The sequence below is a fragment of the Rothia sp. HMSC064D08 genome (assembly GCF_001809525.1).
In the GTDB taxonomy this organism is placed as follows: Bacteria; Actinomycetota; Actinomycetes; order Actinomycetales; family Micrococcaceae; genus Rothia; species Rothia dentocariosa.
On the sequence record NZ_KV797900.1, the window covers coordinates 437407 to 464394 of the forward strand.

A 26988-nucleotide genomic window follows, 5' to 3' on the forward strand; every position below is an offset into this window, starting at 1 on the left:
ACTGAGAGAACTCATTGCGTGTGTAAGCCGGTTTACGCACGCCCTCCGTGAATCTCCCGCAGGGATTTACAGTGACCGAGCCCGCAACACACGAAAGGCACCCGCCGTGACATCACCCAGTACCGTTCTTGAAGGTGTGCCGGGGGCACTCATCCCGGGCACCAGATTTGAAATAGAGCTGCTTGGGGCAACTACACGGTATTGGCAGTATGGTGCGGGCATGAACACCGGCGTTTTTCCCTCCGAAAGCTCTCCAAAGATCCTGCTGATTCACGGGTTCCGCGGCGATCATCACGGGCTTGAGATTATTGCGAACAGGCTTCTGAAACTCTTACCCGAAGCTAGTATTATCAGCCCCGACCTGCCAGGTTTCGGACGTTCAGAAGACCTGCCCATGACTGTTTCTTTACAGGGCTATACCGCATGGTTGCACGCGCTTATTGGGCAGATAAACCCTGCATGCCCTGATGGCTCTGATATTCACATGGTAGGGCACTCGTTTGGATCTATCGTAACCGCCGCTTATGCCGCCGAATATCCGCACGGACTTGACCGCCTAACGCTCATTAACCCCATTAGCGAGCCCGCACTCGAAGGGTCACAGAAGATTGCTTCGCGGGCGGCATCGTTTTATTATCGCGTGGGCGCGGCGCTTCCCGAAAAAATTGGTTATCCATTGCTGCGTTCACAACTGATTACCCGTGTGACGAGCGAGCTGATGATGCGCACCCGCGAACCCGCCATGCGCCGCTTTATCAATAACCAGCATGCCGCCTATTTTGGGTCTTTCGGATCGCGTAAGGGTGTTTTGCAGGCTTATGAGGTTTCGATTTCGGCAACCGCTGCCGAGTTTGCCCCGCAGATTCGGGTTCCCGTGCAGATGCTTGTTGCCGAAGATGATGATTTGGGTACCCCGCAGACGGCGCGCGCCATGTTTGCCGCGCTTGAGGGGCGCCCGCACTCCCCTGGTGAACGTTTTGAGATGATTCCTGAGGTTGGGCATTTGATTCATTATGAGACGCCTACATTGGCGGCAGGTTTGATTGCAGAATTTACGCACGAAGATTTTACGGTGTAATCCCGAGGAGAATCCTATGAAACTTATGGTTGACGCCCGTTATACACGTATTGGCTTTCACGACGGCATTAGCCGGTATACCGCTTCGCTTTTGGGCGCGTTGAAGGATTTGATGGATTCCGGTGCTCCTGAGGTTGCCGATCTGCAGTTGGTGATGGTGATTAGTGATGAACGGCAGCTGCAGATGCTGCCTGATCTGCCGCATGTGAAGATTTGTTCGCCGACCGGCCCCTTAGAACCGACTGCGGCTCTTCAGCTCAATAAGTACAAGCCGGATGTGGTGTTTTCCCCTATGCAGACGATCGGTTCGGTGGGGCGTAAGTTCAAGCTGGTGCTGACCCTGCATGACCTGATTTATTATGCGCACCCGACCCCTCCGGGGTTTTTGCCTGCACCGGTGCGTGCTGGGTGGCGGCTGTTCCATAAGAGCTATACACCGCAGCGCATGCTGCTGAACCGTGCAGATGCCGTTGTGACGGTTTCGGAGTCGACGGCGCGGCTGATTCGTGAGCACCGGCTAACGGAGAAACCGCTGCACGTGGTGCCGAATGCCCCGCAGCCGGGGTCTGTGGTGAGCGAGGATGAGGCTCTGCGCCGTACGAAGTCACGGGCTGGGGGCGCGAGCAGGCACCTGGTATATATGGGCTCATTCATGCCGTATAAGAATGTGGAGACTCTGCTGTACGCCATGCGTGAGCTGCCGGGGTACACGCTGCATTTGCTGTCAAAGATGCCGGATGCGCGCCGCGCCGAGCTCGAAGATCAGGGGCTGCTCTCTCCCCTGGCGACAAGCTCGAACGTGGTGGTGCACAATGGAGTCTCCGATGAAGAGTACGCGGAACTATTAGAGTCTGCACATGCACTGGTGACGGCTTCACGAGCCGAGGGCTATGGCCTGCCCGTGGTGGAGGCGCAGGCTGCAGGCTGTCCCACCGTGATTAGCGATATCGATATTTTCCGTGAGATCGCCCCGCATGCCATTTTCGCTCCTGTCACAGAGGATCCACAGGCGGATGCACCTGCTTGGATTGAGGCGATCCGCTCCCTCGAAGACAGCACGGTGCGCGACCACGTCATCCTCGAAGGCTTGCAGGATGCTTCACACTACTCGTGGCGGGACTCGGCGTTGAAGCTGGTAAGGATTGTACAAGGGCTGCAACGCTGTTCTAGTTAGTGATATACATCAAAAGTTATACTATACTTATTAAAATTATATTTCATGCATCAGATCCTCTATAGCTGGACGTATTTATTTTAATAATATAGATTTGGGTGTATTTAGATAAATATAACTCAAGTAGATCTGTGTATACATATTTCTATTTCAATAGATAAGATATAAATGAATCTGGTCTCATGATCTTTGGAGAGAGTTCGTCATTAATAAACTCTCCTGGATGCTGATCCCGAATTATTATCCCTCGGCGGATATTCCAATCTTTCACATCGCGAACTTCCTGCAAAATACTATCCGATATATTTTTATCAATTTTCTCATTCTTGGCCCACAAATTAACAATATCGCAAGAAAAATGCGTTAACGCACACTTGGAGTCCGATATGTCGTCAACTGTAATTTTTAGTTTTTCGTTATACGTATGTATATCTTGTAACTGATGGTATATGGAAAGTGCATTTTGATCTGATATATTATCCTTCATGTCTAATACCCAAATTTCAGATTTAGCGTAGTCAACTACGAATGAATCAACTTCTCGCCTCATTTTCACACAAGAGTTTTCAAACTTATAACCCTTTTTTACTTGAACCCAGGGAATAATATTTAGTTCTTTAATAGAATCTTGAAAGTATTTTTCAAACATTTTTCCTCTACCAAGATTGTAAGTGTTTCGATATTCTTTAAGAGACTCATTTAAGCGCAAAAAATTTGAGCTTCGAATACTCTCTGGAATAGGCCAATCCCCATTTACCATATAACGCATCCATCTAGTTATAGAGTGAAGGATTATATTACCATTTAAGTATACTTTATTATTGTATACAAGAAATGGTTGAGTAACTAACCTAGCTGGCTGATGGCGAGTTCCATTGGGACGCATTTTTGCAATGTCAAGATCTATTTTCCTAGGGGGATACATCAAATATTGTATTGCATTTTTTAAGCTTTTACTCTTATTTCCATTCAACATTTTTGAATAGAATAGTTCAAGACTCATTTCTTGTAGATCTTTTCTTCCAATAATTTTTAATGCACGCAGTAAAGCTGATATTAGATTTGATAGAGAGAATCCAAAATATTTATCCTGTTGTAGTGAATCTGACACACCTTTAAGACCATATTCCTCTACCCAATTATTAGATTTTAAGATTCTTTGAAACATATCTTTATCATATTGGCTATCATTATGATTTCTAGAATTCTTGCAATATATGTATTCAAAAATATCAATCTTACCGGGAACATATTCGGGTATTGCATAATTCTTGTTGTCTGTAAATTTTATATATCCAATATCCCGGCCGTTTTCATATTTCGAAGAGACCATCCCAATCTCATATAATGCATCGAGTTCAAGAACCTGCGAAGCTGCCTTGTGAATACTAACCATATCATCCGTTGTAGGTATACAACGGCCTTTTTCTTTGAGTATAGCTAATCTTTCAATTTTAATTATATTTGACCGCCCAAAGGCTGGAGGTAGTCTATTAGAGCTGCGCGAGTTTCCCTCATCGTAAGCTAAACCAGACCGATATATTTCTTTAATGATTTCTGCCCCGTCAAATTTTTTTAAAATATTATCTAATTTATTAATGCTTTCATTTAATAATAGATGTAATCTTTCAATTTCTGCAGAAGAATCTTTAATATTTTCTTTTGAATTACTGGATATATCATTAGATTTCACTATTATCTGCTCCATTCTTGATAGTAGAAGATGTCTCGTAGCTTAAAGGTTACACCACATCCAGACCATCACAACGAACCTGCACCGCCCCGACACGCTTGAGCGCCGAGAGCGCCGCACGCACGGAGCGCAGTTCATGGGTAACCTGCGGCGCCTGCGCATAGGTGAAGAAGAGAATAGCGCGCCAGTCCCCAGGTACTGCATCCTCGGCCCCTGACGGTGAAGGCTCAGATATATCGCCCTCTCCCCCGCCCTCGACACCGGCAGGCGCGGAATGTTGGTGCGCGAAGAAATATTCATCCAGCGGCACAGGCCCGGTCACCCGAACTCCTTCCGGCAGTTTCAGCTCCGCCAGGAACGCCTGAACGTCATCCTCGGTACCCGTAATAGCCGCCGTGCGTACTGCCGGGGGCAGACCAATTTGCGAACGCTCATCCAGCTCATATAAGGCAAACCAGGTTGGATCCCAGCGTACCAACGCCTGCTCCACCGGGGATGGAGATGCGGTCGTCACCACAACCCCACCCTGAGCAGCAGAACGCACGAGCGCCGCAGCGTTAAACCAGCGCCTCAACGCGGCCTCCGGGGCACGCAAAGAATCAAAACGCAGCATAGAATCGGCGTCCAAAAGCAACGCCGCCGCATAACCGCCGAACGCCACAGGCTCAGCCCCCGGGGTCGCCACCACCAGTGCAGGTTCGGCACCCACTGAAGCACGCACATGGTCTCCCGCCGAAGAAATTACCGGGACACCCCGGAAGGCGCGCCCCAGCTCCTCCGCGGTACGCAAAGCCCCCACGGTCCCCGAACGCCACTGATCATACCCGCACTCTGCACACCGCCACTGCTGTGCCAAACGCCCGCACCAAGAGCAACTCGGCACCGAAGCACCCGCAGCCAACGAGAGCGGCCCCCGGCATGTATTACAGCGCGCGGGCATGCGGCAGCGCTGGCACGAAAACGACGGAACATAGCCACTGCGCGCGACCTGTACCAACACCGGGCCATGCTGCAAAGCCACACGCGCACGCTCAAACGCCAACCGAGGAATACGTGCCACAGCCGCCAACGGGTCACGCGCCAACTGATAGTCGTTGCCCGTCGAAAAAATGCGCGGCGAAAACTCGTGCACCGTCGCCCGAGGTGCCCGCACATGCGAAGCCCAGCGGGTGCGTACCAATCGTGCCGACTCGCTGCTCATTGCGTAACCGGCGAACAGTGCCGCCGCATCCGTTGCCTGGGCACGCAATAACAGCACATCGCGCGCATGGCAATAGGGCGAACGGCGCTCCACAAGCGAGGAATCACCGTCATCCCAGCACACCACCAGTCCCAAATTGGCAACAGGCGCGTAGGCTGCCGCACGAGTACCGATCACAATGGGCACCAACCCCAGGCGCGCCTTCAAATAGGCGTGATACCGGCTATGCGGTTTATCACTCGAACTCAACCGAACATAAGCACCCGCCGGTACCCGACGTTTCAGCGCGGACTCAAGCCTATCGAGGGTCTTCTGATCGGGAGCAACCGCCAAGGCACCACGGCCATTCGCAGCCGCCGTCACCACGGCAATAGCCAGCAGCTCAGCCCAATCGAACTCGGGATGCGCGGGCAACACATTCATGACCGCACGCGCCGGAGACCCAGCCGCCAGATCCTCTAAAAATTCGGCGCCATTCTCATAATCGCTAAAGGCACGGAAATCTTCCACCGAAACTTGATCGACGGGCGGATGAAGCTGATAGGGTGCGAAACCGCCCAAGAGGAAACCGCGAATATCATCGGTCAAAGAGGGCGAATCGCCCGCCGGTGATTCGTCGGAAATTTCTTTCTCCTGCAGCTCGTGGTCGGTATCTAAGCCATCTTCGGTGACCGATTCAGAAACGCTATCTTCCGCCCTATCTGCGGTTTCATCAGATCCTTGCGGCAGACCCATGAGCTCGGAGAACGTAGGCAGAAACTGTGCATACTGTTTATCAAGAGACGCCACACGCGGCGTCACCGCAAGCCGCAAAACATTTGCCACGGTTGAGGCGTACCGGTCGGCAAGCGCCTCTGCAAGGTCAAAAATCTCGGCAGAAACCGCAGGAATCCTCGACAGGACCGACAAAAGCGGCTGCAGGCCCTTAGCAACATCGGTCGTTTCAGCGCGCTCCGCAATAAAACCCGTAACCCGCTGCGAGCCGAACCGCACACGCACCCGAGCGCCGGGAACTGCATCTTCGCTCAGCTCAGCGGGAACCTGGTAGTCAAAGGTACGGTCAAGATGCGGCAGGGTATTATCCAACCGAACCCGCGCCACCGGGTACGGAACTCCGCTCTGGGCAAGCTGCCGGTGCACATCAACCGGCTCAGGCTCGGGCGGAATCAGGGCATCGCGAAGAGCAGGAAATCCCTGCAACAGATCAGGCTGTTGCAGGGATTCCTGCTGAGCAGACTCAGAAGCCGAAACGTTCATCGACGAAGTATCGGTAGGGTTCTGAGCATCCGCGTCATTGGGCTGCATACTCGCAGGTTCACGCATTAGGATGCTGAAACCGCCGAGCGCAGAGCCTCAACACGGTCCAAACGTTCCCACGTGAACTCGGGTTCATTGCGGCCGAAGTGACCGTGAGCCGCGGTCTTTTTATAGACGGGTCGGCGCAAATCAAGGTCATTGATAATAGCCAACGGGCGCAGGTCAAAGACCTCACGCACAGCCTTCTCAATCTTGAGGGGATCAACCTTTTCGGTTCCGAAAGTCTCAACGTACAGGCCCACAGGTGCCGCCTGCCCAATAGCGTAAGCGACCTGAACCTCGGCACGGTCGGCAAGACCAGCGCCCACAATATTCTTGGCGACCCAACGCATGGCGTATGCCGCAGAACGATCAACCTTCGAGGGATCTTTGCCCGAGAACGCACCGCCGCCGTGACGGGCTGAACCGCCGTAGGTATCAACGATAATCTTGCGCCCGGTCAAACCGGCATCGCCCACGGGGCCGCCCTGCACAAAACGACCGGCAGGGTTCACAATAAACTTCGTGTTTGAGCTATCAAACTCGGCGGCATCCAGCACCGGAGTAATCACGTGTTTGATAATATCCGCACGCAAATCCGCTAAATCGTAATCGGCGGTGTGCTGGCTAGAAACCACCACGGTATCAACCGAAACAGGCTTATTATCGGCGTCATACCCCAAAGTGACCTGAGTTTTGCCGTCCGGGCGCAGATTCACCAGCGTACCGTTTTTACGAACATTTGTTAGACGTTCCGAGAGACGATGCGCCAGCCAAATCGGTGCAGGCATCAATACATTCGTCTCGTTCGAAGCGTACCCGAACATAATGCCCTGGTCGCCCGCGCCCTGGCGGTCATAATCATCAACCGCGATACCGCTGCGAGCCTCTAAAGACTCATACACACCAGCATTAATATCGGGTGACTGCTCGCCAATTGATACCGATACGCCGCAGAATTCACCATCGAAACCGCGGGTCGATGAATCGTAGCCAATACCTAGAATAGTTTCACGAACGATCGATGGAATCTCAACATAGCTTGAGGTTGTCACCTCGCCAGCAACATGAACCTGGCCGGTTGTTACCATTGTTTCGACAGCAACGTTCGCGGTGGAGTCCTGCGCGATAATGCCGTCAAGAATCGCATCAGAAATCTGGTCACAAATTTTATCGGGATGCCCTTCAGTCACCGACTCGCTGGTGAAAAGGCGTAGATGATTATTACTCACGGTTTCTACTCTACTAGGTTTGGGGCACGCGGGATACAGTACCCAAGGATGTGAACTCGTGTATCAATTATGACAGAACGTTACACGGGTTCGGAGGGAGGAAGTCACAAACTTAATCGGCTGCACATTAGGCGTATTTGTGCTTTTCTCAGGGCTTTACATACTGTGCAAGAGTGCGCAATATCTGATCGGAAACTACCTGTTTAGAGCCTGAAAAAACGGGTTCCCGATCTGTGAGCGAAGAGAGTAACGTAATCGTATTATCATCGGTTCCGAAACCCTGATTTACGCCCACCGTGTTGAGAGCCAGAAAATCACAGCCCTTACGCGCCAGCTTCTCGCGCCCAAGCTCAAGCGGGGTTCGCTCAGCTGACCCAGTCTCTGCGGCAAAACCCACAATCAAGTGCGCACCGGCACCTGTCTTCTGTCGAAGATCCACGACTTCACGCAGAATATCCGGGTTGCGTACCAGCTGAATCGTGGGAGCGTCCGAAGAATCTGCGGTCTTCTTAATCTTGTACTCGGCGTATTCGGCAGGACGAAAATCTGCAACCGCTGCAGACATAATAAGCATATCGGCGTTGTTCTGAGCTTCCAGCACGGCATCGCGTAGTTCACGGGCATTCACCACTCGGGTTACCTGTATGCCCTCGGGCTCGGAGACTTCAAGATTAGCGCCGATTAGATGTACCGATGCTCCCAGATCACGCGCAGCCTGTGCCAAAGCTACACCCTGTTTACCTGTTGAGCGGTTACCCAAAAAACGTACCGGATCCAAGGCCTCACGGGTGCCTCCCGCCGTAATCACAATGCGTTTCCCCGCCAAAATTCCAGGCCCGGGCTCAACACCTAATGCAAATGAGCTGCTAGGCTCTTCCGCCGAGCCAGGGTGAACCGGACGTGTGGGCGTAAATCCCGGAATCTGCGAAGGATGCTGCTCCCCCTTCGGGAACTCGGCAATTACGCGCTGCGCCGCCTCAAAAATATCTTCCGGCTCCGGCATACGGCCCACACCCGAATCGGGACCCGTTAGACGCCCAACCGCCGGTTCAATCACGTGATACCCAAGTTCGCGTAAAGTCTGCACATTTGTTTGCGTTGCCGGATGTTCCCACATCTGAGTATGCATAGCGGGAGCCATAATCACCGGAGCGTGAGTAGTCAGTACCGTAGCAGAGAGCAAATCATCGCAGCGCCCCGCCGCCAACCGAGACATCAAATCGGCGGTCGCCGGTGCTATAACAATCGCATCCGCTAGCTCGGCCTGGCGAACATGGTTAACCTCAGGAACACGCTCAAAAACGCTCGTGGAAACCGGGTTTCCGCTCAGGGCCTCAAAGGTAGCTTTACCCACAAATTCCAGGGCAGCTTCGGTGGGCATGGCAATAACCTCATGCCCATCTTTTGCGAAAAGACGAAGGAGCATTACCGCTTTATATGCGGCAATGCCCCCTCCAATACCAATGATAATGCGCATGGTATTTACAAACGTTCCTTACTCAGCGGAATCGTCAATAACAACCTCTTCAAGAGCAATAACCTCTTCGGTACCGGCAGGAATGTACTCCTCCTCAATAGCACCGAAATCGGCGTCGCCCAGACCTAAGGATGCGAATTCCTCAGGAACCAGGTAACCGTCTTCGTTGAAGTGCCCATCCGGCACGTGATCGGCAACAATCTGATCTGCCATAATTTCACGCATTGCAACCGAAAGAGCCTTGTCATTAGCCTCAGACTCAACCAGAGGACCAACGTGGTCGCCCGCGCTCTCCTGCAGATTCGCGTAATAAGCGTTAATCTGGCGAGCACGACGAGCACCGAAAATCACCAGCCCGTACTTAGACTCAGCCTTCTGAATCAGCGCATCCGCGCTGGGGTTCACAATCCCCTCGGGAGCTACGCCATCAACGAAGTTGTAGTCTTCGTGCTCTTTGATTTCGTTTACCACAGAAACTCCAATATGTTGTCTTTGTACACTGCTGACATTCATATACACGAACTCAGCCAAAACTAAAGCAATATTTTACCGCTAAACTCGGTAAAAATCACGTACCTTAACGAGAAAGCACAGTAACACCCGGCACGCCGCTCAAATACGTACCTATGCTTCAGCAGATTCAGCGCCCACGATGTGCGCAATCTCCTGCGCCGCGCGCTCTACCGAATCATTGATCACGGTTACGTCGAACTCGCTTTCAGCCTCAAGCTCGATTTTGGCGGTCTCAAGACGCCGCTGCTGTTCCTGCTCTGATTCAGTACCGCGCCCCACCAGTCGAGACACAAGCTCATTCCAGCTGGGCGGTGCCAAGAAAATCAGCTGTGCCTCCGGCATAGACTCCCGAATCTGCCGAGCCCCTTGAAGATCAATCTCAAGGATTACCGGGCGACCAGCATTTAGAGCTTCCTGAACCTTAGCACGCGGAGTACCGTATTTATTCTTACCGTGCACTACCGCATACTCAAGCATCTGTCCGTCAGCGATCATCTGATCGAATTCCTCATGCGAGACAAAATAGTAGTGCACGCCCTCTTCTTCGCCGGGGCGAGGGTCACGAGTAGTTGCCGAAACGGAAAACCAGACGTTCGGATAGTGCTCACGAATATACTGGCAGACGGTTCCCTTACCCACGGCGGTGGGACCAGCCAGAACGGTAAGTCTAGGTTGAGCGGTCATAGGGTTCTTCCTACGGTGTGATGTAATAATGCTATTTTATTCGGCGGCAAGAACTACCGACCGTTGCGGCGGCGTGTATGCCGAACATTGCGGTTAAAATACTCCACCATTTTACGGCGTTGATGCACACCAAGACCGCCCAAACGACGGGTCGGCGCGATCTGCAGCTCTTCCATAATTTTCTCGGCACGCACAGCACCAATTCCCGGAAGGGCACGGAGCATTTGATCAACAGGCATCTTTGCAAGAGCTTGGTCGTCATCGACCAGATCGAGTACCTGACGTACCGACAGCTCACGGGTAGAAAGTGCCTGCTTAACTTCCTGGCGGCGAGTACGGGCAAGCAACGCCTTTTCACGTGCTGATGCACGCACCTCATCGGTTAGCGGCGTAATCGGCATGGGGTCTCCCATCAAGCGATATATGTATATAAATCAGCGTTCTTACGTTTTCTAACTTAGCATGTTGCACTGTAAAACGATGAACCGAGGTTCGTAACGTAAAGCCTTTCAGGCTCAACACAGCGCAATGGCGCACAGAGCAGATAAACTCTGTACGCCACTACGCGATCACAACGAGTTACGATGTGCCACGTGCACGCACTAAATCGTCACGTGCACTCTGCGCCGCCCGCGCCAGGTCAGTCGGCTGCGGACCTGCAGAGAGCACGCCACGGCTGGAATTCACCAAAACCTGAGATTCAACACCTGCAAAAATTCGGTATAGGTCCTCAGCGCTAGCCCCCTGGGCACCATATCCCGGCGAAAGAATGGGACCGTTGAAAGTGCTCAGGTCTATCGCCAATTCCTTGAGGGCCTCCCCCACGGTGGCGCCCACAACTAGACCGCATGAACCCATGCGTTCCCAGGTCTGTGCAGTGTTCTCTGCGGTAGCTGCGGCAATAACCTGCTTCGCTACCGCGCCGGTATCTTCTGCTTTGCCCACATGCTGCACACTCTTACCCTCAGGGTTTGAGGTCAGCGCCAGCACGAAAGTTCCACGCTGGTTCGCAGTTGCCGCATCCAGCGCTGGGCGAAGCGACTCGAACCCCAAGTACGGGCTTAACGTGACCGAATCCGTGCCGAGTGGTGAAGAGGTACCGAGCCAAGCATCCGCATAGGCTTTCATAGTCGAGCCAATATCACCGCGTTTTGCATCCGCCACGATCAAAACCCGGTCTTCAGCGGCGCGAGCAAAGAGCTCTTCCAACACAGCAAGACCTGCGGAACCGTGGCGCTCAAACAGGGCAACCTGGGGTTTGAGCGCTGCGGCGTAGGGGGCGCATCCTTCGTAGACATTCATAGCGAAAGTACGCATAGATTCGGCAGAATCTTCCAAACCCCACGCCTGCAGCAGGTTCGGATGCGGGTCAATACCCACACACAACGAACCGTATTCTTCCATCGCAGCCGCAAGACGATCACCGAAGGGGATCACGAAAGTTCCCCCTCACGCACCTGTTCGCCCTTGTCCTGCCCCTGCTCGCCGGTGCTGGCAGTCCGCAAGAACTCACCATGTTCTTGCAGATTTATAATCTCCCAGCTACGCTCGCGCAGCGCGGTAATAGCTTGAACAGCAGCCGCGAACTCCGAAATCGTGGTCATCACAGGGCAACCAACACTGACCGCGGCCGCACGGATTTCGTAGCCATCGCTACGAGCAGCACCACCGGCAGGCGTATTCAAAATCAGATCAATTTCGCCGTTGCGCACCATATCAACGATCGAATGCTGACCGTTTGCTTCCGCAAACTTGGAGGCAACCGTGGAATTCACACCATTGCGACGAAGCACATCTGCAGTGCCGCCGGTGGAGACAATCTCGAAGCCCAGCTGTTCAAGCATCTTGGCATAGATAATCACATTGCGCTTATCATGGTTAGCCACCGAAACGAAGACTTTGCCCTCGGTCGGTAGCGGTGACCCCGCACCTGCCTGGGCTTTCGCAAAGGCAGTGTCGTAGAGGGTATCAAGACCCATGACTTCGCCGGTCGAGCGCATTTCGGGACTAAGTAGGGAATCAACCACCACACCCTCAGGAGTGCGGAAGCGGCTGAACGGGAGAACCGCTGCTTTAACTGCAATTGCAGTATTCTGCGGCAGGGATGCACCATCCATGTTCTTAGGCAAGTATCCCTCTGCCTTCAGCTCAGCAATGCTCTTCCCCAAACCGATCATCACGGCCGCCTTAGCCAGCTGCACTCCGGTTGCCTTCGAGACAAACGGAACGGTGCGAGACGCACGTGGGTTCGCCTCAATCACGAACAGATTCTCGGAGACGTAAGCAAATTGAATATTAATCAGGCCCCGCACTCCGGTACCACGCGCAATAGCCTCGGTTGCTTCTTTAACCTTGGCGATCACATCGGGACCCAAGGTAATTGGCGGCAAGGTGCAGGAGGAATCACCTGAGTGAATGCCGGCCTCTTCAATATGTTCCATGACACCGCCCAAGTAGAGCTCGGTGCCGTCAAAGAGCGCATCCACATCAATCTCAATAGCGTCTTCCAGGAACTTATCGATGAGCGCTGGCTGAGAGGGAGAAACCTCGGTCGCATTTTCAAGGTAGCGTGCAAGATTTGCTTCGTCATAGACGATCTCCATACCGCGCCCGCCCAGCACATAGGAGGGACGAACCAACACCGGGTACCCAATCTCATCGGCAACGCGTTTGGCGCCCTCGAAGGTGTATGCGGTACCGTTCTTCGGCGAAATCAGACCACCTTCCTCCAGCACGCGCGCAAACTCGCCGCGATCCTCAGCAAGGTCAATAGCTTCGGGAGTAGTGCCCAAAATCGGCACACCGGCATCTTTGAGGGCTTTCGCAAGCTTCAGCGGAGTCTGTCCGCCCAACTGTACGAAAACGCCCAACAAGCCGCCCGTGCGGCGCTCCGATTCAACAATTTCGAGCACATCTTCCAACGTCAGCGGCTCAAAATACAGGCGAGTCGAAACATCATAGTCGGTTGAAACGGTCTCCGGGTTACAGTTCACCATAACCGTCTCGTACCCCAGCGAACGCAGCACCAGCGAAGCGTGTACACAGGAATAATCGAACTCGATACCCTGGCCGATGCGGTTCGGCCCCGACCCCAAAATCATGATGGAGGGAGTCTCATGGTGAGCGACCTCATCCTCAGAATCATAACTAGAGTAGTGATAGGGGGTAAACGCCTCGAACTCAGCGGCACAAGTATCAACAGTCTTGAATACGGGGCGAATACCTAGGGCATGGCGCACACCGCGCACAACGTCCTCAGAAGATCCGATAATCTCTGCGATTTGCGGGTCGGAAAAGCCGTGACGTTTTGCCAGCTGCAGGATTTCAGGGGTCAAGTTATCGCGGTTTTCCCGCACAATCCCGGCGACTTCATTCAGCAGCACCAGCTGATCTAAGAACCATGGATCAATCTTGGTGGCTTCAAAAACCTGCGCGATAGATGCGCCCGCCAAAAGTGCCTGCTGCACCTGATAGATACGCTGCGTGGTGGGTATCTTGGTCTTCTCGATAAGCGCGTCAAGTTCTTCGGCGTTCAGTTGCTGCTTCGTGAACGAGAAAGAAGCACCTTTCTGCTCTAGAGAGCGCATAGCCTTCTGGAGTGCTTCGGTGAAGTTACGGCCCAGTGCCATTGCTTCACCCACCGATTTCATGGTGGTTGTGAGAGTCGGATCAGCCGCCGGGAACTTCTCAAAGGCAAAACGCGGCACCTTGACGACCACATAGTCGAGGGTCGGTTCAAAGGATGCGGGCGTTTTCTGGGTAATATCGTTCGGAATCTCATCCAGGGTGTAACCCAGCGAAAGTTTGGTCGCAATTTTAGCGATCGGGAACCCGGTTGCTTTAGACGCAAGCGCTGAAGAGCGTGAAACGCGCGGGTTCATTTCGATAACAATGATGCGCCCGGTCTTAGGGTCTACGGCAAACTGAATATTGCATCCGCCGGTATCAACCCCAACTTCGCGGATCACGTTGATAGCGATATCGCGAAGTTTTTGGTACTCACGGTCGGTGAGGGTGAGGGCAGGCGCCACCGTGATGGAGTCGCCAGTGTGCACGCCGACCGGGTCGAAGTTTTCAATCGAGCAGACGACCACGACGTTGTCATTTTTGTCGCGCATCATTTCGAGTTCGTATTCTTTCCAACCAAGAATAGATTCTTCGAGCAGAACCTCGGAGGTAGGCGAATACTGGATACCTGCGCCGGCAATGCGGTAAAGGTCTTCTTCGTTGTAGGCCATGCCGGAGCCAAGTCCGCCCATGGTGAAGGAAGGACGCACGACCATGGGGTAACCGAGCTCTTTGGCCGCTTCAAGAGCTTCTGGCATGGAGTGCACAATGATCGAACGTGCCGATTCGCCGCCCGCGCGCTCTACCACGCCTTTGAACGCTTCGCGATCTTCGCCCAGGTTTATGGCTTCGATATTTGCGCCAATGAGTTCAACATCGTATTCGCGCAGAGTTCCCTGCTTATCAAGAGCAATAGCAGCGTTGAGTGCAGTCTGCCCGCCCAAGGTAGGAAGAATGGCGTCTGGGCGTTCTTTTTCGATAATCTTAGCGATGACTTCGGGAGTAATCGGCTCAATATAGGTGGCATCTGCAAACTCAGGGTCGGTCATAATGGTCGCCGGGTTGGAGTTTACGAGGACAACGCGCACGCCTTCTTCTTTGAGCACACGTAGAGCCTGAGTGCCGGAGTAATCGAATTCGGCTGCCTGACCGATGACGATCGGACCTGAGCCGATGACAAGGACGCTGTTAAGGTCGGTACGACGTGGCATTTAGGCTTCCTTTGCAGTCTTCTTGGTGGAGGTCATGAGGTCAATAAAACGGTCGAAAAGGTATGCGGAGTCGTGCGGACCTGCGGCTGCCTCCGGGTGGTATTGAACCGAGAACGCGGGAATATCTTTGCAGGTTAGCCCCTCGACCACGTTATCATTCAGCCCCACATGGGAAACCATGACCTCGCCGAATTCGGAGTTGGGGGCGGTTACATATTCACCGATAGGCGCATCGACGGCGAACCCGTGATTTTGGGCGGTTATTTCAACTTTGCCGGTGGTTTTATCCATGACGGGCTGGTTGATACCGCGGTGTCCAAAGGGCAGCTTGTAGGTCCCGAACCCGAGCGCACGCCCGAGAAGCTGATTGCCAAAGCAGATACCGAAAAACGGGGTGCCCTGGCGCAGTACACCCTGCAGGAGTTCAACCTGTTCGTCAGCAGTCGCCGGGTCGCCGGGACCATTGGAGAAAAATACGCCGTCTGGGCGAAGCGCATTTACGGTCTCAAGGGTTGTGTTTGCGGGCAGTACATGTACACGCACGCCGCGTTCCGCGAAACGCTGCGGGGTCATAGATTTGATGCCAAGATCGAGTGCGGCAATGGTGGCAACCGGCGGAGCGAACCAGCCGTATTGGTGAGGTTCAACCGTATAGGCTTCCGTCACGGAAACGGTGTCGGCAAGTTTACGGCCCGCCATCGGCTCGGAGGCGCGCACCGCTTCCAAAAGTTCGGCTTCGGGACGGTTGGCGTGGCGTCCCGAAAAAATACCTGCACGCATTGAACCGCTAGAGCGTAGGCGGCGAGTCAGCGCACGAGTATCAATGCCTTGAATGCCCACGATACTTTGGGTCCTGAGTTCGTCATCCAAGGTACGTTCTGCACGCCAGTTGGAAGCAACACGTGCGGCATCTCGTACCACGTACCCGGCAACCCAAATTTTGCGGGATTCTGCATCTACCTTGTTCACACCGGTGTTACCGATATGAGGCGCGGTCTGCACCACGATTTGCCCTGCGTAGGAGGGGTCGGTCAGCGTTTCTTGGTAGCCGGTCATGCCGGTGGAAAATACTGCTTCGCCTAAGGATGCGCCAATTGCACCGTACCCGTAGCCTCGGTAGATGGTGCCGTCCTCAAGAACGAGTAACGCGCGGTCCGTGCCCAAAGCACCGGAACGTGTCATCTCAGTCATGCTCTTACTTTCCTTTTCTCGGTGGTCTGTTCCCCTGCTTGTGCCCGTTATAAGTGGAACACTGTGTGCAGGAAATTCTTGGTATGCCGTTCGCAATTAGCGGGCATTTTGTGGGTGAGTTGTATGTGTATTAGTGATGTGCCGTCTCTTCCAGCACCCATTTTTCGGGGCTATCGACCGCATCCGGCGAAATCTCGCGAAGCTTCTCAAGTGCGATTTTTTTCTGATCGGCATAGCGAGTGCGAAATCCGGTCTGCACGCGGTGGCCGTCAAGAGTCCAACCGATCACGATAAGTCCGTCACGTTCTACAACCTTGCCGATCATTCCCTGCCCGGTGGTAATGACCGCAAGTTTCTTCGCGGGGATCCACAGGTCTTTAGCCCCGTTGCGGGTGAAGATAATGCCGTCCGAGTAGATCAGGAGCGTGGATTTTGTTTTGAACCCTAGCTGGTCGAACCCCACACGGTTCAGTTCATCACCGAACATTGTAGTGCTCACATACTCCCCCTCAAACGCCGCCTCGGCTTCAAGCCCGTCGTAGCGTTCGGGAACGTCTTTGAGCGAACCGAACATCGTGGACTGCCGCTTGAGACGGGATTTCCAGCCGCGCCAAATACCGAAGAAGCACAGCACCACTACGGCAACGCAGATAAGGGTGGGAATCAGTTTTTCCACGGTTCTTCTTTCTCCTCGGTTTATTGCAGCGGTTTTACCCCTGTATTAGGAACGATCAAGCCTGCCTGTGAGGACTCGCGAGCTCACCATTCAAAACGGTCGGATGCCCCGCGTAAAAAGTTGCGCGCACAGCACCGGGAACCTCCATCCCACGATACGGGTTGTTCTTGCCCTTCGTGGCCTGATCCTCGGGCTTAATAACACGGGTAGCCTTCGGATCAACCAACACGATATTTGCTGGTTCACCTTCGGCAAGTGGACGACCCTGCTCAGCATCCAGGCTGCCAATTTTCGCCGGAGTTTCGCTCATAATCCGTGCGACATCAGCCCAGGTAATATGCCCCGGTTCCACAAGGGTCATCTGAATAATCGAGAGTGCCTGCTCAAGACCGGTCATGCCGTTTGCAGCACACGCCCATTCACATTCTTTGCTTTCTGCCGGATGCGGTGCATGGTCGGTACCAATAACGTCAATAATGCCGTCTGCAACAGCCTGACGCAGGGCAAGCACATCCTCTTCGGTGCGTAAAGGCGGGTTCACCTTAAAAATCGGGTCGTAAGTGCGTGCCTTTTCATCGGTCAGAATCAGGTGATGCGGGGTAGCCTCGGCGGTTACCTGCACGCCGCGAGACTTAGCCCAGCGCACAACCTCTACAGAGCCTTTAGTTGAGAGGTGGCAAATATGCAGACGCGAGTTCAAATGCTCAGCCAACAGAACATCGCGGGCGATAATAGCTTCTTCTGCGACAGCAGGCCAGCCGGTAAGCCCCAGATCGGCGGAAACTTTGCCTTCGTTCATCTGAGCACCCTCAGTTAGACGGGGCTCCTGCGCATGCTGGGCGATCATGCCGTCAAAAGTCTTTACGTATTCAAGGGCGCGGCGCATAATCGCCGGATCGTAGACGCACATGCCGTCATCCGAGAACACTCGAACCTTGGCCTCAGAGGTCGCCATAGAACCAATGTCTGAGAGGAATTCGCCTTTCAGCCCAACGGTCACCGAGCCGATAGGCTGCACTCGGCACCAACCGGACTCTTTGCCCAGACGGTTAACCTGCTCAACTACAGCTGCAGTATCTGCAACGGGAAGCGAGTTCGCCATCGCAAAAACAGCCGTGTAGCCGCCTAAAGCCGCCGCGCGAGTACCGGTCTCTACGGTTTCAGAAGCCTCATATCCGGGCTGGCGTAGGTGAGTATGAATATCGACCAGACCGGGAAGAGCAATCTGACCGGAGGCATCAACGACCTGGGCGTCTGTAGCCTCTAAACCCTGGCCGATACGCGCAATTTTGCCATCCTCAATCAGGATATCGGCAACGCGCTCACCCAGCAGGGAGGCGCCTTTAATAAGGTACGTGCTCATGTATATTCCTTCTTTCGGATAGCATTAGGATTCGTCGCCGGAGTATAGTTTCTCGCTTGACCCGTCAGTCAAGAGCAGGTACAGCACCGCCATGCGGACCGCCACGCCGTTACTGACTTGACGTAGCACCCAGGCGTTCTGAGAATCGGCGGCTTCAGCACACAGTTCTAACCCTCGGTTCATGGGGCCGGGATGCAGAATTGCGATTTCCTGAGGCTGCGCCAGCAGATTCTCGAAACGTTCTTTGGTGAGTCCCCACAGGGCGGTATATTCCTCTGCTGAGGGAAAGTAAGCGGCGTTCATACGCTCTTTTTGGATGCGCAGCATCATAACCGCGTCAGGTTTTGTAGCGATTGCGTCATCGAAATCGTGGAAAATTTCAAGTCCCCAATCCTGCTTCCAACGCTCAGTATGCACAGGCAAAAGCGTAGGCGGAGCTACAAAAGCGACATCGGCTCCCAGATTTTTCAGCAACCACAGATTCGATCGCGCCACGCGAGAATGCAGAATATCCCCCACGATCAGCACGCGCATACCGTTTAAATCGGTTCCTCGCGGTGATTCCAGACCATCACGCTGAGCCTTAAACTGGCGCAGCGAAACCGCATCTAAAAGAGCCTGTGTCGGATGCGCATGCGTGCTGTCCCCCGCATTTAGCACGGGAATATCGGTCCACCCGGCCTCGGCAAGACGTTGCGGAGCACCTGAAGCCGAATGACGAATCACAAAGGCATCCGCACTAATCGCTTTGAGAGTCTGAGCAGTGTCTTTGAGGGATTCTCCCTTAGAAACCGATGAACCACGCGCAGCAAAATTAGTAATATCAGCGCCCAGACGTTTCTCTGCGGATTCGAAGGACAGTCTGGTACGCGTTGAGTCTTCAAAGAAAAGGTTGACTACAGTCTTACCGGCAAGCACATTGAGCTTCCGGTTTTCTGCCTTAACCTGTGCCATATAATCAGCAACATCGAGTATTTCAATGGCCTGAGTTCGTGTAAGATCGCGGGTGTCAAGCAGATGCTTCATGAAAGCTGTCCTTCCAGCTGAATGATATCAACGCGGTCTGTAGCGTTATCCGTTTCTTCGAGTACCACACGAACCTTCTCTAAGGCACTGGTTGGAAGGTTTTTCCCCACGTGGTCGGCGCGAATTGGGAGTTGCCGGTGCCCGCGATCAACTAACACTGCAAGACGCACCAGAGCCGGACGTCCGTATTCGTTAAGGGCGTCCAAGGCGGCCCGAACAGTGCGGCCAGAGTACAGAACATCATCGACGAGAACCACATTTTTGCCGTCGAGACCGCCCACCGGGATCAAGGACTCCCCCGCGCTGCGGTTTTCATATTCCTCATCGGTGAGGTCATCGCGATACGAGGTAATATCGAGAGCACCCAGGCCATTTTTGAGATCAAAATTTGAGTCATTCGTCTGGATGCGCTGTGCCAGGCGCTGTGCTAACGGGTATCCACGAGACCGAATACCTAAAAGTACCAGGTTATCGGTTCCCTTATTAGACTCAAGAATTTCAAAAGCAATACGTGTAAGAGCGCGACGGATCTCATCGTCGCTAAGGATAGTGTGCCCTTCATTGGGCGTTTTTATAGGCACGCCTATAGGATGCGCTCCAGGCTCATAGGGTACAGATGTCCCCGACACAGCCGACTCCTTCCCCGCCTCACGGGACGGACTTAAAGGTTTCTTGCTTTTACCAAGACTACCATACGTACCACGCAGTTCAGGGGTATGTGTTCCTGAAGTTTTAATTTTTTCGGAGTCAAAAATCCTCTACATATCATGCAATAAACGCTCATGTTCCCTGAACAAAGACTCATAAAACGTCGAGAGTCCATTATGCTAGTAAAAGCATCACCGATAGTACAACCACACCGAGGACTGCATCATGGAAGATCTCTTTGAGGGCCTGGTAAGAATTATCTTTGGGATTCTTGCAGCCCCTATCGTTTTCGTGGCGCACCGCTACTTTAAGCGCCGCAACCGAATGCGCACCCGGCAGCTTACGGAGCTTGGCTTTGCTTCTTCCACTCAGGTGATTCGGCATACTCTTGGAGAGACTCAACGCAACTCATACTTCTCAGTTATCGGTGCAGTCCTCTTCGGACTATGTACTCTCATCATGGCATGGATTTGGGTATCTTCCTCTTTTGACACTATCGCTACTGTCCTACTGAGCGTCGTTGCTCTATGCACTCTTATCTTCATCTGGTACTACCGCCGATCCTACGTTGAGTTCAGGCTATACGAGTTTATGAGATCCCGGCTTGGCGAGGGCGTTATCACTCTTGACTACGCTGATATTGATGCCTATACATTTACCTACAATAAGTTTGAAACCGCTCTTAAAATCACCACGGTATCCGGCATATCATTTGAGCTCGATCCCGCCATTCAAGACTGCCGTTACCTCTGTGCCATGATCGCTATGCGTATGCGTTCTAATCGCTGGCCCGATCCGTCCTCAGACCGTGATATGAGCGTTGTGCTTCATATGATGCGCACACAACACTGGCTCAAATTCCTACTGCACGTACGTGAAGGGTCTAACCTTGCTGCTAATAATCTCGCTTCTACCCAGCATCGCAATACTCGGTACACCCATGAGGGCAGCGAACTTTTTGAAGAGGCTAAACGCCAGCTCGGGTTCTATGCATAACCTTGTTTGAGCCGCGAAAAGGTACAATATAAAGCCGTCTCAAACCCCTAAAAGCAGGGGTTTGAGACGGCTTTATAGCAATAACGAGTTTTGAGTCGTTTAAGCGAGCAGAGTCGGTTTTACCTGGCGCAGCTTATCCAAAAGACCGTTAACAAATTTCGGTGAATCGTTTGTAGAGAGCACACGCGCCAAACCGGTTGCCTCCGAGATAGCAACCGCATCCGGAACATCATCATTATAGAGAAGTTCCCACGTGCCGATCCGCAAAATTACGCGGTCGACAGCTGGCATACGCTCAAACGACCAGTCACGCGCATAGGTCTCAAGATATTCTCGAATCTCGTCATCATGATCACGTACGCCGCGCACGATCTCTTCGGCATAGGCCGAGATCTGAGCGGCAGTATGCAGACGGCGTCGCTTCAGCACATCAATGATGTCTTCTTGACGCTGATCGGCTTCAAAAAGTACCTCGACGGCACGTAAGCGGGCTTTGGTACGAGAGTTCATTAGTCGTTTACGCGACCCAGGTAATCGCCGGTACGGGTATCAACCTTCACCTTGGTACCTGTCTCCAGGAATAGTGGAACCTGAATTTCATAGCCGGTCTCAAGGGTTGCAGGCTTATTGCCGCCAGTGGAACGGTCACCCTGCAGGCCAGGCTCGGTGTAGGTAATTTCAAGAACAACAGAGGCAGGAAGCTCAACATATAGCGGAGTACCCTCATAGAGGGCTACAGTCGCGGTCTGCGACTCCAGCATGTAGTTAGCAGCATCGCCCACCACAGCTGCAGGAACGTTAATCTGATCATAGGTCTTCAGATCCATGAAGACGTAGTCTTCACCGTCCTGGTAGAGATACTGATAGTCGGAACGATCAACAGTAGCAGTCTCAATCTTAGCGCCAGCATTGAAAGTGCGGTCGACAACCTTACCGGAGGTTACGTTACGCAACTTGGTACGTACAAACGCGCCACCCTTACCGGGCTTTACATGCTGGAACTCAACAACGGACCACAGACCGCCATCAATCTTGAGGATTGCACCGTTTTTAATATCAGTGGTAGATGCCATGCGGCTCTCCTTCGTATTGTCGACGCTTACACACAACACGATGCGTGTTGCCGCAGGCGCTAAGTTATCAATGAGCAAATAATGTCGCCCTTTAGTTTACACTATGGCACCGCTACTATGACATATCTAAGTAAAACTCCCATCACGTTCTGCATGTTTGAGTGCCTAGACATGGGTACCCCCCCTGTAAAAGCACCTAAAATGCAGTTAGTTATTCGGCGATTTCTTGGTATGTCATATACAGGATGGAGTCATCGGGAACCTCATAAACACGCGGTTTACCCAGTTCTTCCAAAACGATAAAACGCAGAAGCGAGCCGCGCGCTTTTTTATCTCGGCGCATAGTTTCGAGAAGCTCTTTCCAGCGATCCCCTCGGTAACCCACTGGAAGATTCAAAGATTTGAGAATGGAGCGGGTGCGATCAACAATTGTTTCATCGAGATACCCAGCGGCAAGCGCGAGCTCGGCCGCATACACCATCCCCACCGCAACGGCTGCGCCGTGGCGCCACTGGTATCGCTCGGCACGTTCAATAGCGTGCCCTAAGGTATGCCCGTAATTGAGAATTTCGCGGCGGCCAGATTCGCGTAGATCTTCGGAAACAACCTCCGCTTTCACCCGAACGGCACGCTCAATCAGGTCACGCACTATTGACGACTGAGAATCCCGAATCTTTTCTGGGTTAGCCTCAATAATGTCAAGAATCTGTGGGTCAGCAATGAACCCACACTTTACGACCTCCGCCATACCTGTTAAAAGCTCATGCTCCGGCAAGGTACGCAGCGTACCAATCTCGCAGAGTACTGCAGAAGGTGGCCAAAATGCCCCCACAAGATTCTTTCCCTCGGCGGTGTTAATACCTGTTTTTCCTCCCACAGCGGCATCGACCATGCCAAGAAGAGTGGTCGGAATGTGAATCACACGTACCCCGCGCAGCCAGGTTGCCGCCACAAAACCGGCAACATCAGTAATGGCTCCACCGCCTACTGAAATAATTGCATCCGTGCGTGTAAAGTCGTTCTGACCTAAAACCTGCCAGCAAAATGCGGCCACTTGATGGTGCTTAGCTTCTTCAGCATCAGGGATTTCAGCGCTAAAAGACTCGTAGCCAACTTTACGCAGATCTTCCATAACAAGCTCGCCGGTAGCCCGTAGGGCGCGCGGGTGGATCACCAAGATTTTATGCGCTGTGTTACCTAGAATATCGGGGATTTTCTTAAGCAAATTATGCCCCACCAGAACATCGTAGTTCTCGCGTGGTGAGCTGCCTGTGACGGGTATATAGGTAATGTCTTCCTCACCGGAAGCTCCGAAAGTTGGAGCTACAGAGGTTTCGGACTCAGCGGCGTGATGTGACTGTTCAATCATGAGAGTGTTCCTTTCGGAAGGCAAGAACAAAGTTCTGAATTTCGGCGGTCATAACGCTAATATTTTTTTCTCCACGCGCATCCAAAGTATGCTGTGCAAGTTCCTCGTACCGATGCTGCCTATGCTCAAAAATCTCAGACCAGCGCTCTACCGGGTTAGGTTCTAGAAGCGGGCGGGTTTTATTGCCTGTAATGCGCGGCTCAACCGTATCTACATCGACCAGAATGTAAACCACGCATTCGTCACGCAAAAGGTCAGCAACCGCATCAGTCATAGGGGCACCGCCACCCAGCGAAAAAACTGTGTTGCGATAGGTTGGCGAGGTCAGCACCTCTTCAATAGTCTTGCGTTCAAGTTCCCGAAAATAGGCTTCACCAAAGATTTCAAAAATCTCAGATACCTCACCATAACGTTCCACAATCAGCTGGTCGGCATCAAGAAATTCATAGCCGTAAAACCGTGCAAAATGGGTGCCAATATAGGTTTTTCCCGCCGCCATAGGGCCGATGAGAACTACTGGACGGGCACGTTCGGCAAATTCTTCCTGAAGCTCACGTACCTGCTGCGGATGTATGCGAAGGGTACTTTCTTCGCTTTTCTCCTTAGAGACGCCTTCGCGCTCTGATTCTAAACTAGCAACGCTGTGCCTCAGGTGTGCAGCCCGTGCCATACGCGCTGTAATCGCGGCAAAACTTGCGGATTCATGCGGCTGTTCAGACACAGGCGCCCGTTCCAAGTCCTCATTTTTACGTGATGCCTGTTCCGCAACGATGCGCGGGCGTGCGAAAATTGCGGGCGTCGGTATAGTGTCTGATTGCTGACCGCGTGCAGCCTTGCTCGTCTCCAATACTTCAGACTCTTCAGGAACTTGAGGACTCCCCTGTTCGTCCTGCGGTTTATGAGGTTCTACAGTAAAGCCCGCCAATTTTTCACGAAAAACGTTTGAAGCGAGAGGAGCGGGTGTGTCCGAATCGGATGAAGCATATACCCGTACCTTCGACATAGCTCGAGGGGCAGCTTTCCCAAAAACCGTGAGTGGGCTGGGAACAGCCGCTTTGCGAGCAGAATGAAGTTCTTGAGTGTGTGGGCCTACCTCATGTTGTTCAGCCGTGTTCTCCTCAGGTTCCGAAAGCTTTGACTGCGGGCGCGATGCATTCCCCTCTCGGGCACGGCGCGCTGCTTCCGCTATGCGAGAGAAAGGGTTCGCCCCCGACGATGGGCGCCCGGAAGGCGCTGGATCCTCAGCAGCCACAGTCTAGGAATCCCATCCCGCAACATTAGATTCCCAAGCCAACGATTCGGGAATCTCTGCCAGATAAGAGTCCATATTTCGACGTGTCTCGCCGATGGAATCGCCACCGAATTTCTCCAGTGCTGCCTGTGCGAGTACAAGGGCGACCATAGCCTCCGCCACCACACCGGCGGCTGGTACAGCACACACATCAGATCGCTGATGATGCGCCTTCGCGGGTTCCCCGGTTGAAGTATCAATAGTTTTGAGTGCCTTGGGAACGGTAGCGATAGGCTTCATAGCGGCACGAACACGCACAAGATCGCCTATACTCATACCGCCTTCAATGCCGCCGGCTCGGTTCGTATCACGAGTTACGCCATGTTCACCGACCGAAATCTCATCGTGTGCGGCGGTACCAGGACGGTCGGCAGTCGCAAAGCCATCGCCAACTTCGACACCCTTAATAGCTTGAATCCCCATCAGGGCTGCGGCAAGGCGGGCATCCAGACGACGGTCCCAATGCACATATGAACCGAGTCCTGGGGGCATACCATAAGCCAAAACCTCGACGACACCGCCGAGTGTTTCTCCATCTTTGTGCGCCTCATCAACCCGGGCGACCATAGCATCTGAAGTAGCTTTATCGAAGCACCGAAGAGGATCAGCATCAAGAGCAGCAACATCACGGGGAGCAGGCACCGATGCTCCATCGGGCGCATGTACGCCGCCCACTGCAACAGTATGCGATACAAGCTCAACACCGAGTGCTTTTAAAACCTGAGCGGCGACCACGCCTAGAGCTACTCGAGTCGCGGTTTCACGTGCCGATGCGCGCTCAAGAACAGGACGTGCCTCCGCAAAGTTGTATTTCTGCATACCCGTAAAATCCGCGTGACCGGGGCGCGGGCGGGTCAGGGCAGCATTGCGGGCACGCCCTTCAATAAGTGCGGGATCTACCGGATCTGAGCTCATGACATCAACCCATTTAGGCCATTCAGTATTCGCGATTTCAAGTGCTACGGGGCCACCCTGCGTCAGGCCGTGCCGTACCCCGCCCAGAATACGCACTTTATCTTCTTCAAACTTCATACGAGCGCCGCGGCCGTACCCTAGACGACGGCGAGCCAGCGCATCACGCACCATCTTGCTGGTAAGCTCCACGCCGGCGGGGACTCCTTCGATAATACCGACCAACGCTTCACCGTGAGACTCCCCCGCGGTCAGCCAACGTAGCTCCATGTATTTCCTCATCTCCGTTTTGCCGTCCTGAGAGTTCCGGCACCGTCAAAGTTTGAATCTGTATATAAATTCTAACGTCTCTTTTAGCGCACAATGTCAGGAAGCTGTTCACGCGGAGCAAGATTGACAGCGGCACACATCGCATTGAGCACATCAAGCTCGTGCGGGAGACGCTGATCTGTAGCATGCCCGGTAAAAACGCGCACCTGGTCGAGAGCCTGATAGAGAAGCATTTCAAGGCCTGATACGACGCACCCGCCGCACCGCTCCCAAATCTGCGCTAGCTGAGACGGCCACGGATCATAAGCTACATCCAGTAGAACAGCGTACGGGTAGACCTTGTGTATGTTTTCAGTAAAATCATCTGCAGCATGAGCGGGAAGAGTCGAGATCACCGGGTAATACGCGGCGCAGTCTTCCGGAAACCGGGTAAGAGGCTCTGCCTGGACCTCAAGACTCAGACGTTTTGCTGCGTCATATATGGCAGAGAGCTTATGCAGTGAACGCGCGTACACCGTCACACGAGTGTACCCCAAACGGTGTAAGGCGGCTAGAGCAGAAATAGCGGTTGCCCCGCCGCCCAGGATAGCCGGTTGTGTTGTTGCTTGGTGAGTTTCAAGCCCAGCATGTAGAAGTGCATTGACGATGCCGCCGACATCTGTATTATGACCACGCGGCAACGGCACCTCAGTATCTTCTGTCTTTCTCCAGAAAACGGTGTTAACCGCCTCAGTCACCTGGGCCAAAGCGGTTGTTGAGTGCAGATACTGAATAATATCGGTCTTGAGCGGCATCGTGACCGAAAACCCGCAGATTGCTTCTCCGTCCTCTGCCTCGTCCATGAGAGCAGGAAGATCCTCAGGGAGCGTGTCACGACGGGCATACGCAATGTTCTCTTTGAGTACCTGGTACGCAGCGGTATGTAAAACTGGCGAGAGCGAATGCGCTATAGGATGCCCCAGCACATAGGCTCGTCGTACTGCCGCTGCTTCAGTCATGGTATTCCCTTCCCACGCGATGCCATTTAGGTTGTCCGTCACTTTATAC

23 protein-coding genes are annotated in these 26988 nt (G+C 53.2%); 3 read left to right on the plus strand and 20 right to left on the minus strand.

The annotated features are described in order from the left end of the window. Window positions 1-106 precede the first annotated feature (106 nt). Window positions 107-1078 carry an alpha/beta fold hydrolase gene (locus HMPREF2625_RS08660; RefSeq protein WP_070523956.1) on the plus strand — a complete coding sequence of 324 codons (972 nt, stop codon included), beginning with the start codon at window positions 107-109 and terminating at the stop codon, window positions 1076-1078. Window positions 1079-1094: 16 nt separating this feature from the next. Then, window positions 1095-2252: a glycosyltransferase family 4 protein gene (locus tag HMPREF2625_RS08665; protein WP_070523958.1), complete on the plus strand. Its 1158-nt coding sequence runs from the start codon at window positions 1095-1097 to the stop codon at window positions 2250-2252. Between the two features lie 145 nt (window positions 2253-2397). Here the strand turns inward: HMPREF2625_RS08665 and HMPREF2625_RS08670 are convergent, their stop codons facing one another. The 14 genes from HMPREF2625_RS08670 to pyrR all read right to left on the minus strand — a co-directional run bounded on the left by HMPREF2625_RS08670 (window position 2398) and on the right by pyrR (window position 20011). After that, window positions 2398-3945 carry a hypothetical protein gene (locus HMPREF2625_RS08670; RefSeq protein WP_141745429.1) on the minus strand — a complete coding sequence of 516 codons (1548 nt, stop codon included), beginning with the start codon at window positions 3943-3945 and terminating at the stop codon, window positions 2398-2400. Between the two features lie 49 nt (window positions 3946-3994). Then, window positions 3995-6451 carry a primosomal protein N' gene (locus tag HMPREF2625_RS08675; protein ID WP_070524458.1) on the minus strand — a complete coding sequence of 819 codons (2457 nt, stop codon included), beginning with the start codon at window positions 6449-6451 and terminating at the stop codon, window positions 3995-3997. Between the two features lie 17 nt (window positions 6452-6468). After that, the gene (gene metK, locus HMPREF2625_RS08680; RefSeq protein WP_048754032.1) at window positions 6469-7674 is read right to left on the minus strand and encodes a methionine adenosyltransferase; all 1206 of its coding nucleotides are present in this window, start codon (window positions 7672-7674) and stop codon (window positions 6469-6471) included. Window positions 7675-7822: 148 nt separating this feature from the next. Next, on the minus strand, window positions 7823-9151 hold the full coding sequence (locus tag HMPREF2625_RS08685; protein WP_070523962.1) for a bifunctional phosphopantothenoylcysteine decarboxylase/phosphopantothenate synthase: 1329 nt from the start codon (window positions 9149-9151) through the stop codon (window positions 7823-7825). A gap of 18 nt (window positions 9152-9169) precedes the next feature. Beyond that, the gene (rpoZ, locus tag HMPREF2625_RS08690) at window positions 9170-9622 is read right to left on the minus strand and encodes a DNA-directed RNA polymerase subunit omega (RefSeq protein ID WP_004004717.1); all 453 of its coding nucleotides are present in this window, start codon (window positions 9620-9622) and stop codon (window positions 9170-9172) included. Window positions 9623-9775: 153 nt separating this feature from the next. After that, the gene (gmk, locus tag HMPREF2625_RS08695; protein ID WP_070523964.1) at window positions 9776-10348 is read right to left on the minus strand and encodes a guanylate kinase; all 573 of its coding nucleotides are present in this window, start codon (window positions 10346-10348) and stop codon (window positions 9776-9778) included. Window positions 10349-10401: 53 nt separating this feature from the next. Beyond that, window positions 10402-10749, minus strand: coding sequence for an integration host factor, actinobacterial type (mihF, locus tag HMPREF2625_RS08700; RefSeq protein WP_013399113.1), 348 nt, complete (start codon window positions 10747-10749; stop codon window positions 10402-10404). A 178-nt stretch (window positions 10750-10927) separates the two neighbouring features. Further along, a complete protein-coding gene (gene pyrF / locus HMPREF2625_RS08705; RefSeq protein WP_070523966.1) occupies window positions 10928-11785 on the minus strand; it encodes an orotidine-5'-phosphate decarboxylase in 858 nt (285 codons plus the stop codon). Then, window positions 11782-15126, minus strand: coding sequence for a carbamoyl-phosphate synthase large subunit (carB, locus tag HMPREF2625_RS08710; protein WP_048752115.1), 3345 nt, complete (start codon window positions 15124-15126; stop codon window positions 11782-11784). Before carB ends, pyrF begins: the two co-directional genes overlap by 4 nt. Continuing rightward, window positions 15127-16317, minus strand: a complete 1191-nt coding sequence (carA, locus tag HMPREF2625_RS08715) for a glutamine-hydrolyzing carbamoyl-phosphate synthase small subunit (protein WP_070523968.1) — start codon at window positions 16315-16317, stop codon at window positions 15127-15129. 130 nt (window positions 16318-16447) lie between these two features. Next, window positions 16448-16993, minus strand: coding sequence for a PH-like domain-containing protein (locus HMPREF2625_RS08720; RefSeq protein WP_070523970.1), 546 nt, complete (start codon window positions 16991-16993; stop codon window positions 16448-16450). 55 nt (window positions 16994-17048) lie between these two features. Continuing rightward, on the minus strand, window positions 17049-18356 hold the full coding sequence (locus HMPREF2625_RS08725) for a dihydroorotase (RefSeq protein ID WP_070523972.1): 1308 nt from the start codon (window positions 18354-18356) through the stop codon (window positions 17049-17051). Between the two features lie 24 nt (window positions 18357-18380). Further along, complete coding sequence (locus HMPREF2625_RS08730) at window positions 18381-19382, minus strand: aspartate carbamoyltransferase catalytic subunit (RefSeq protein ID WP_070523974.1); 1002 nt, start codon at window positions 19380-19382, stop codon at window positions 18381-18383. Next, entirely contained in the window at window positions 19379-20011 is a 633-nt protein-coding gene (gene pyrR / locus HMPREF2625_RS08735) for a bifunctional pyr operon transcriptional regulator/uracil phosphoribosyltransferase PyrR (protein WP_070523976.1), read from the minus strand. Before pyrR ends, HMPREF2625_RS08730 begins: the two co-directional genes overlap by 4 nt. Window positions 20012-20255: 244 nt before the next feature. Here pyrR and HMPREF2625_RS08740 point away from each other — a divergent pair, with 244 nt between their 5' ends. After that, the gene (locus HMPREF2625_RS08740; protein WP_004004727.1) at window positions 20256-21026 is read left to right on the plus strand and encodes a hypothetical protein; all 771 of its coding nucleotides are present in this window, start codon (window positions 20256-20258) and stop codon (window positions 21024-21026) included. 99 nt (window positions 21027-21125) lie between these two features. Here the strand turns inward: HMPREF2625_RS08740 and nusB are convergent, their stop codons facing one another. The 6 genes from nusB to HMPREF2625_RS08770 all read right to left on the minus strand — a co-directional run bounded on the left by nusB (window position 21126) and on the right by HMPREF2625_RS08770 (window position 26939). Beyond that, entirely contained in the window at window positions 21126-21536 is a 411-nt protein-coding gene (gene nusB / locus HMPREF2625_RS08745; RefSeq protein ID WP_070523978.1) for a transcription antitermination factor NusB, read from the minus strand. Then, on the minus strand, window positions 21536-22099 hold the full coding sequence (gene efp, locus HMPREF2625_RS08750; RefSeq protein WP_004004729.1) for an elongation factor P: 564 nt from the start codon (window positions 22097-22099) through the stop codon (window positions 21536-21538). Before efp ends, nusB begins: the two co-directional genes overlap by 1 nt. A gap of 211 nt (window positions 22100-22310) precedes the next feature. Then, complete coding sequence (gene aroB / locus HMPREF2625_RS08755; protein ID WP_070523980.1) at window positions 22311-23468, minus strand: 3-dehydroquinate synthase; 1158 nt, start codon at window positions 23466-23468, stop codon at window positions 22311-22313. Then, window positions 23461-24720, minus strand: coding sequence for a shikimate kinase (locus HMPREF2625_RS08760; RefSeq protein WP_246826764.1), 1260 nt, complete (start codon window positions 24718-24720; stop codon window positions 23461-23463). Before HMPREF2625_RS08760 ends, aroB begins: the two co-directional genes overlap by 8 nt. 3 nt (window positions 24721-24723) lie before the next feature. Then, window positions 24724-25941 carry a chorismate synthase gene (aroC, locus tag HMPREF2625_RS08765; protein ID WP_070523982.1) on the minus strand — a complete coding sequence of 406 codons (1218 nt, stop codon included), beginning with the start codon at window positions 25939-25941 and terminating at the stop codon, window positions 24724-24726. An 83-nt stretch (window positions 25942-26024) separates the two neighbouring features. Then, window positions 26025-26939 (minus strand): shikimate dehydrogenase family protein, encoded by a 915-nt coding sequence (locus HMPREF2625_RS08770; protein ID WP_070523984.1) that lies wholly within the window; start codon window positions 26937-26939, stop codon window positions 26025-26027. Between the last annotated feature and the right edge of the window lie 49 nt (window positions 26940-26988).

Coding starts and splice junctions, on each gene's coding strand:
- HMPREF2625_RS08725 (WP_070523972.1), bottom strand. CDS start 18,356: ATGAGCACGTACCTTATTAAAGGCGCCTCCCTGCTGGGTGAGCGCGTT.
- HMPREF2625_RS08675 (WP_070524458.1), bottom strand. CDS start 6,451: ATGCAGCCCAATGACGCGGATGCTCAGAACCCTACCGATACTTCGTCG.
- carB (WP_048752115.1), bottom strand. CDS start 15,126: ATGCCACGTCGTACCGACCTTAACAGCGTCCTTGTCATCGGCTCAGGT.
- HMPREF2625_RS08770 (WP_070523984.1), bottom strand. CDS start 26,939: ATGACTGAAGCAGCGGCAGTACGACGAGCCTATGTGCTGGGGCATCCT.
- aroB (WP_070523980.1), bottom strand. CDS start 23,468: ATGATTGAACAGTCACATCACGCCGCTGAGTCCGAAACCTCTGTAGCT.
- aroC (WP_070523982.1), bottom strand. CDS start 25,941: ATGGAGCTACGTTGGCTGACCGCGGGGGAGTCTCACGGTGAAGCGTTG.
- mihF (WP_013399113.1), bottom strand. CDS start 10,749: ATGCCGATTACGCCGCTAACCGATGAGGTGCGTGCATCAGCACGTGAA.
- nusB (WP_070523978.1), bottom strand. CDS start 21,536: ATGAACTCTCGTACCAAAGCCCGCTTACGTGCCGTCGAGGTACTTTTT.
- carA (WP_070523968.1), bottom strand. CDS start 16,317: ATGACTGAGATGACACGTTCCGGTGCTTTGGGCACGGACCGCGCGTTA.
- gmk (WP_070523964.1), bottom strand. CDS start 10,348: ATGACCGCTCAACCTAGACTTACCGTTCTGGCTGGTCCCACCGCCGTG.
- efp (WP_004004729.1), bottom strand. CDS start 22,099: ATGGCATCTACCACTGATATTAAAAACGGTGCAATCCTCAAGATTGAT.
- HMPREF2625_RS08740 (WP_004004727.1), top strand. CDS start 20,256: ATGGAAGATCTCTTTGAGGGCCTGGTAAGAATTATCTTTGGGATTCTT.
- HMPREF2625_RS08685 (WP_070523962.1), bottom strand. CDS start 9,151: ATGCGCATTATCATTGGTATTGGAGGGGGCATTGCCGCATATAAAGCG.
- HMPREF2625_RS08665 (WP_070523958.1), top strand. CDS start 1,095: ATGAAACTTATGGTTGACGCCCGTTATACACGTATTGGCTTTCACGAC.
- HMPREF2625_RS08730 (WP_070523974.1), bottom strand. CDS start 19,382: ATGAAGCATCTGCTTGACACCCGCGATCTTACACGAACTCAGGCCATT.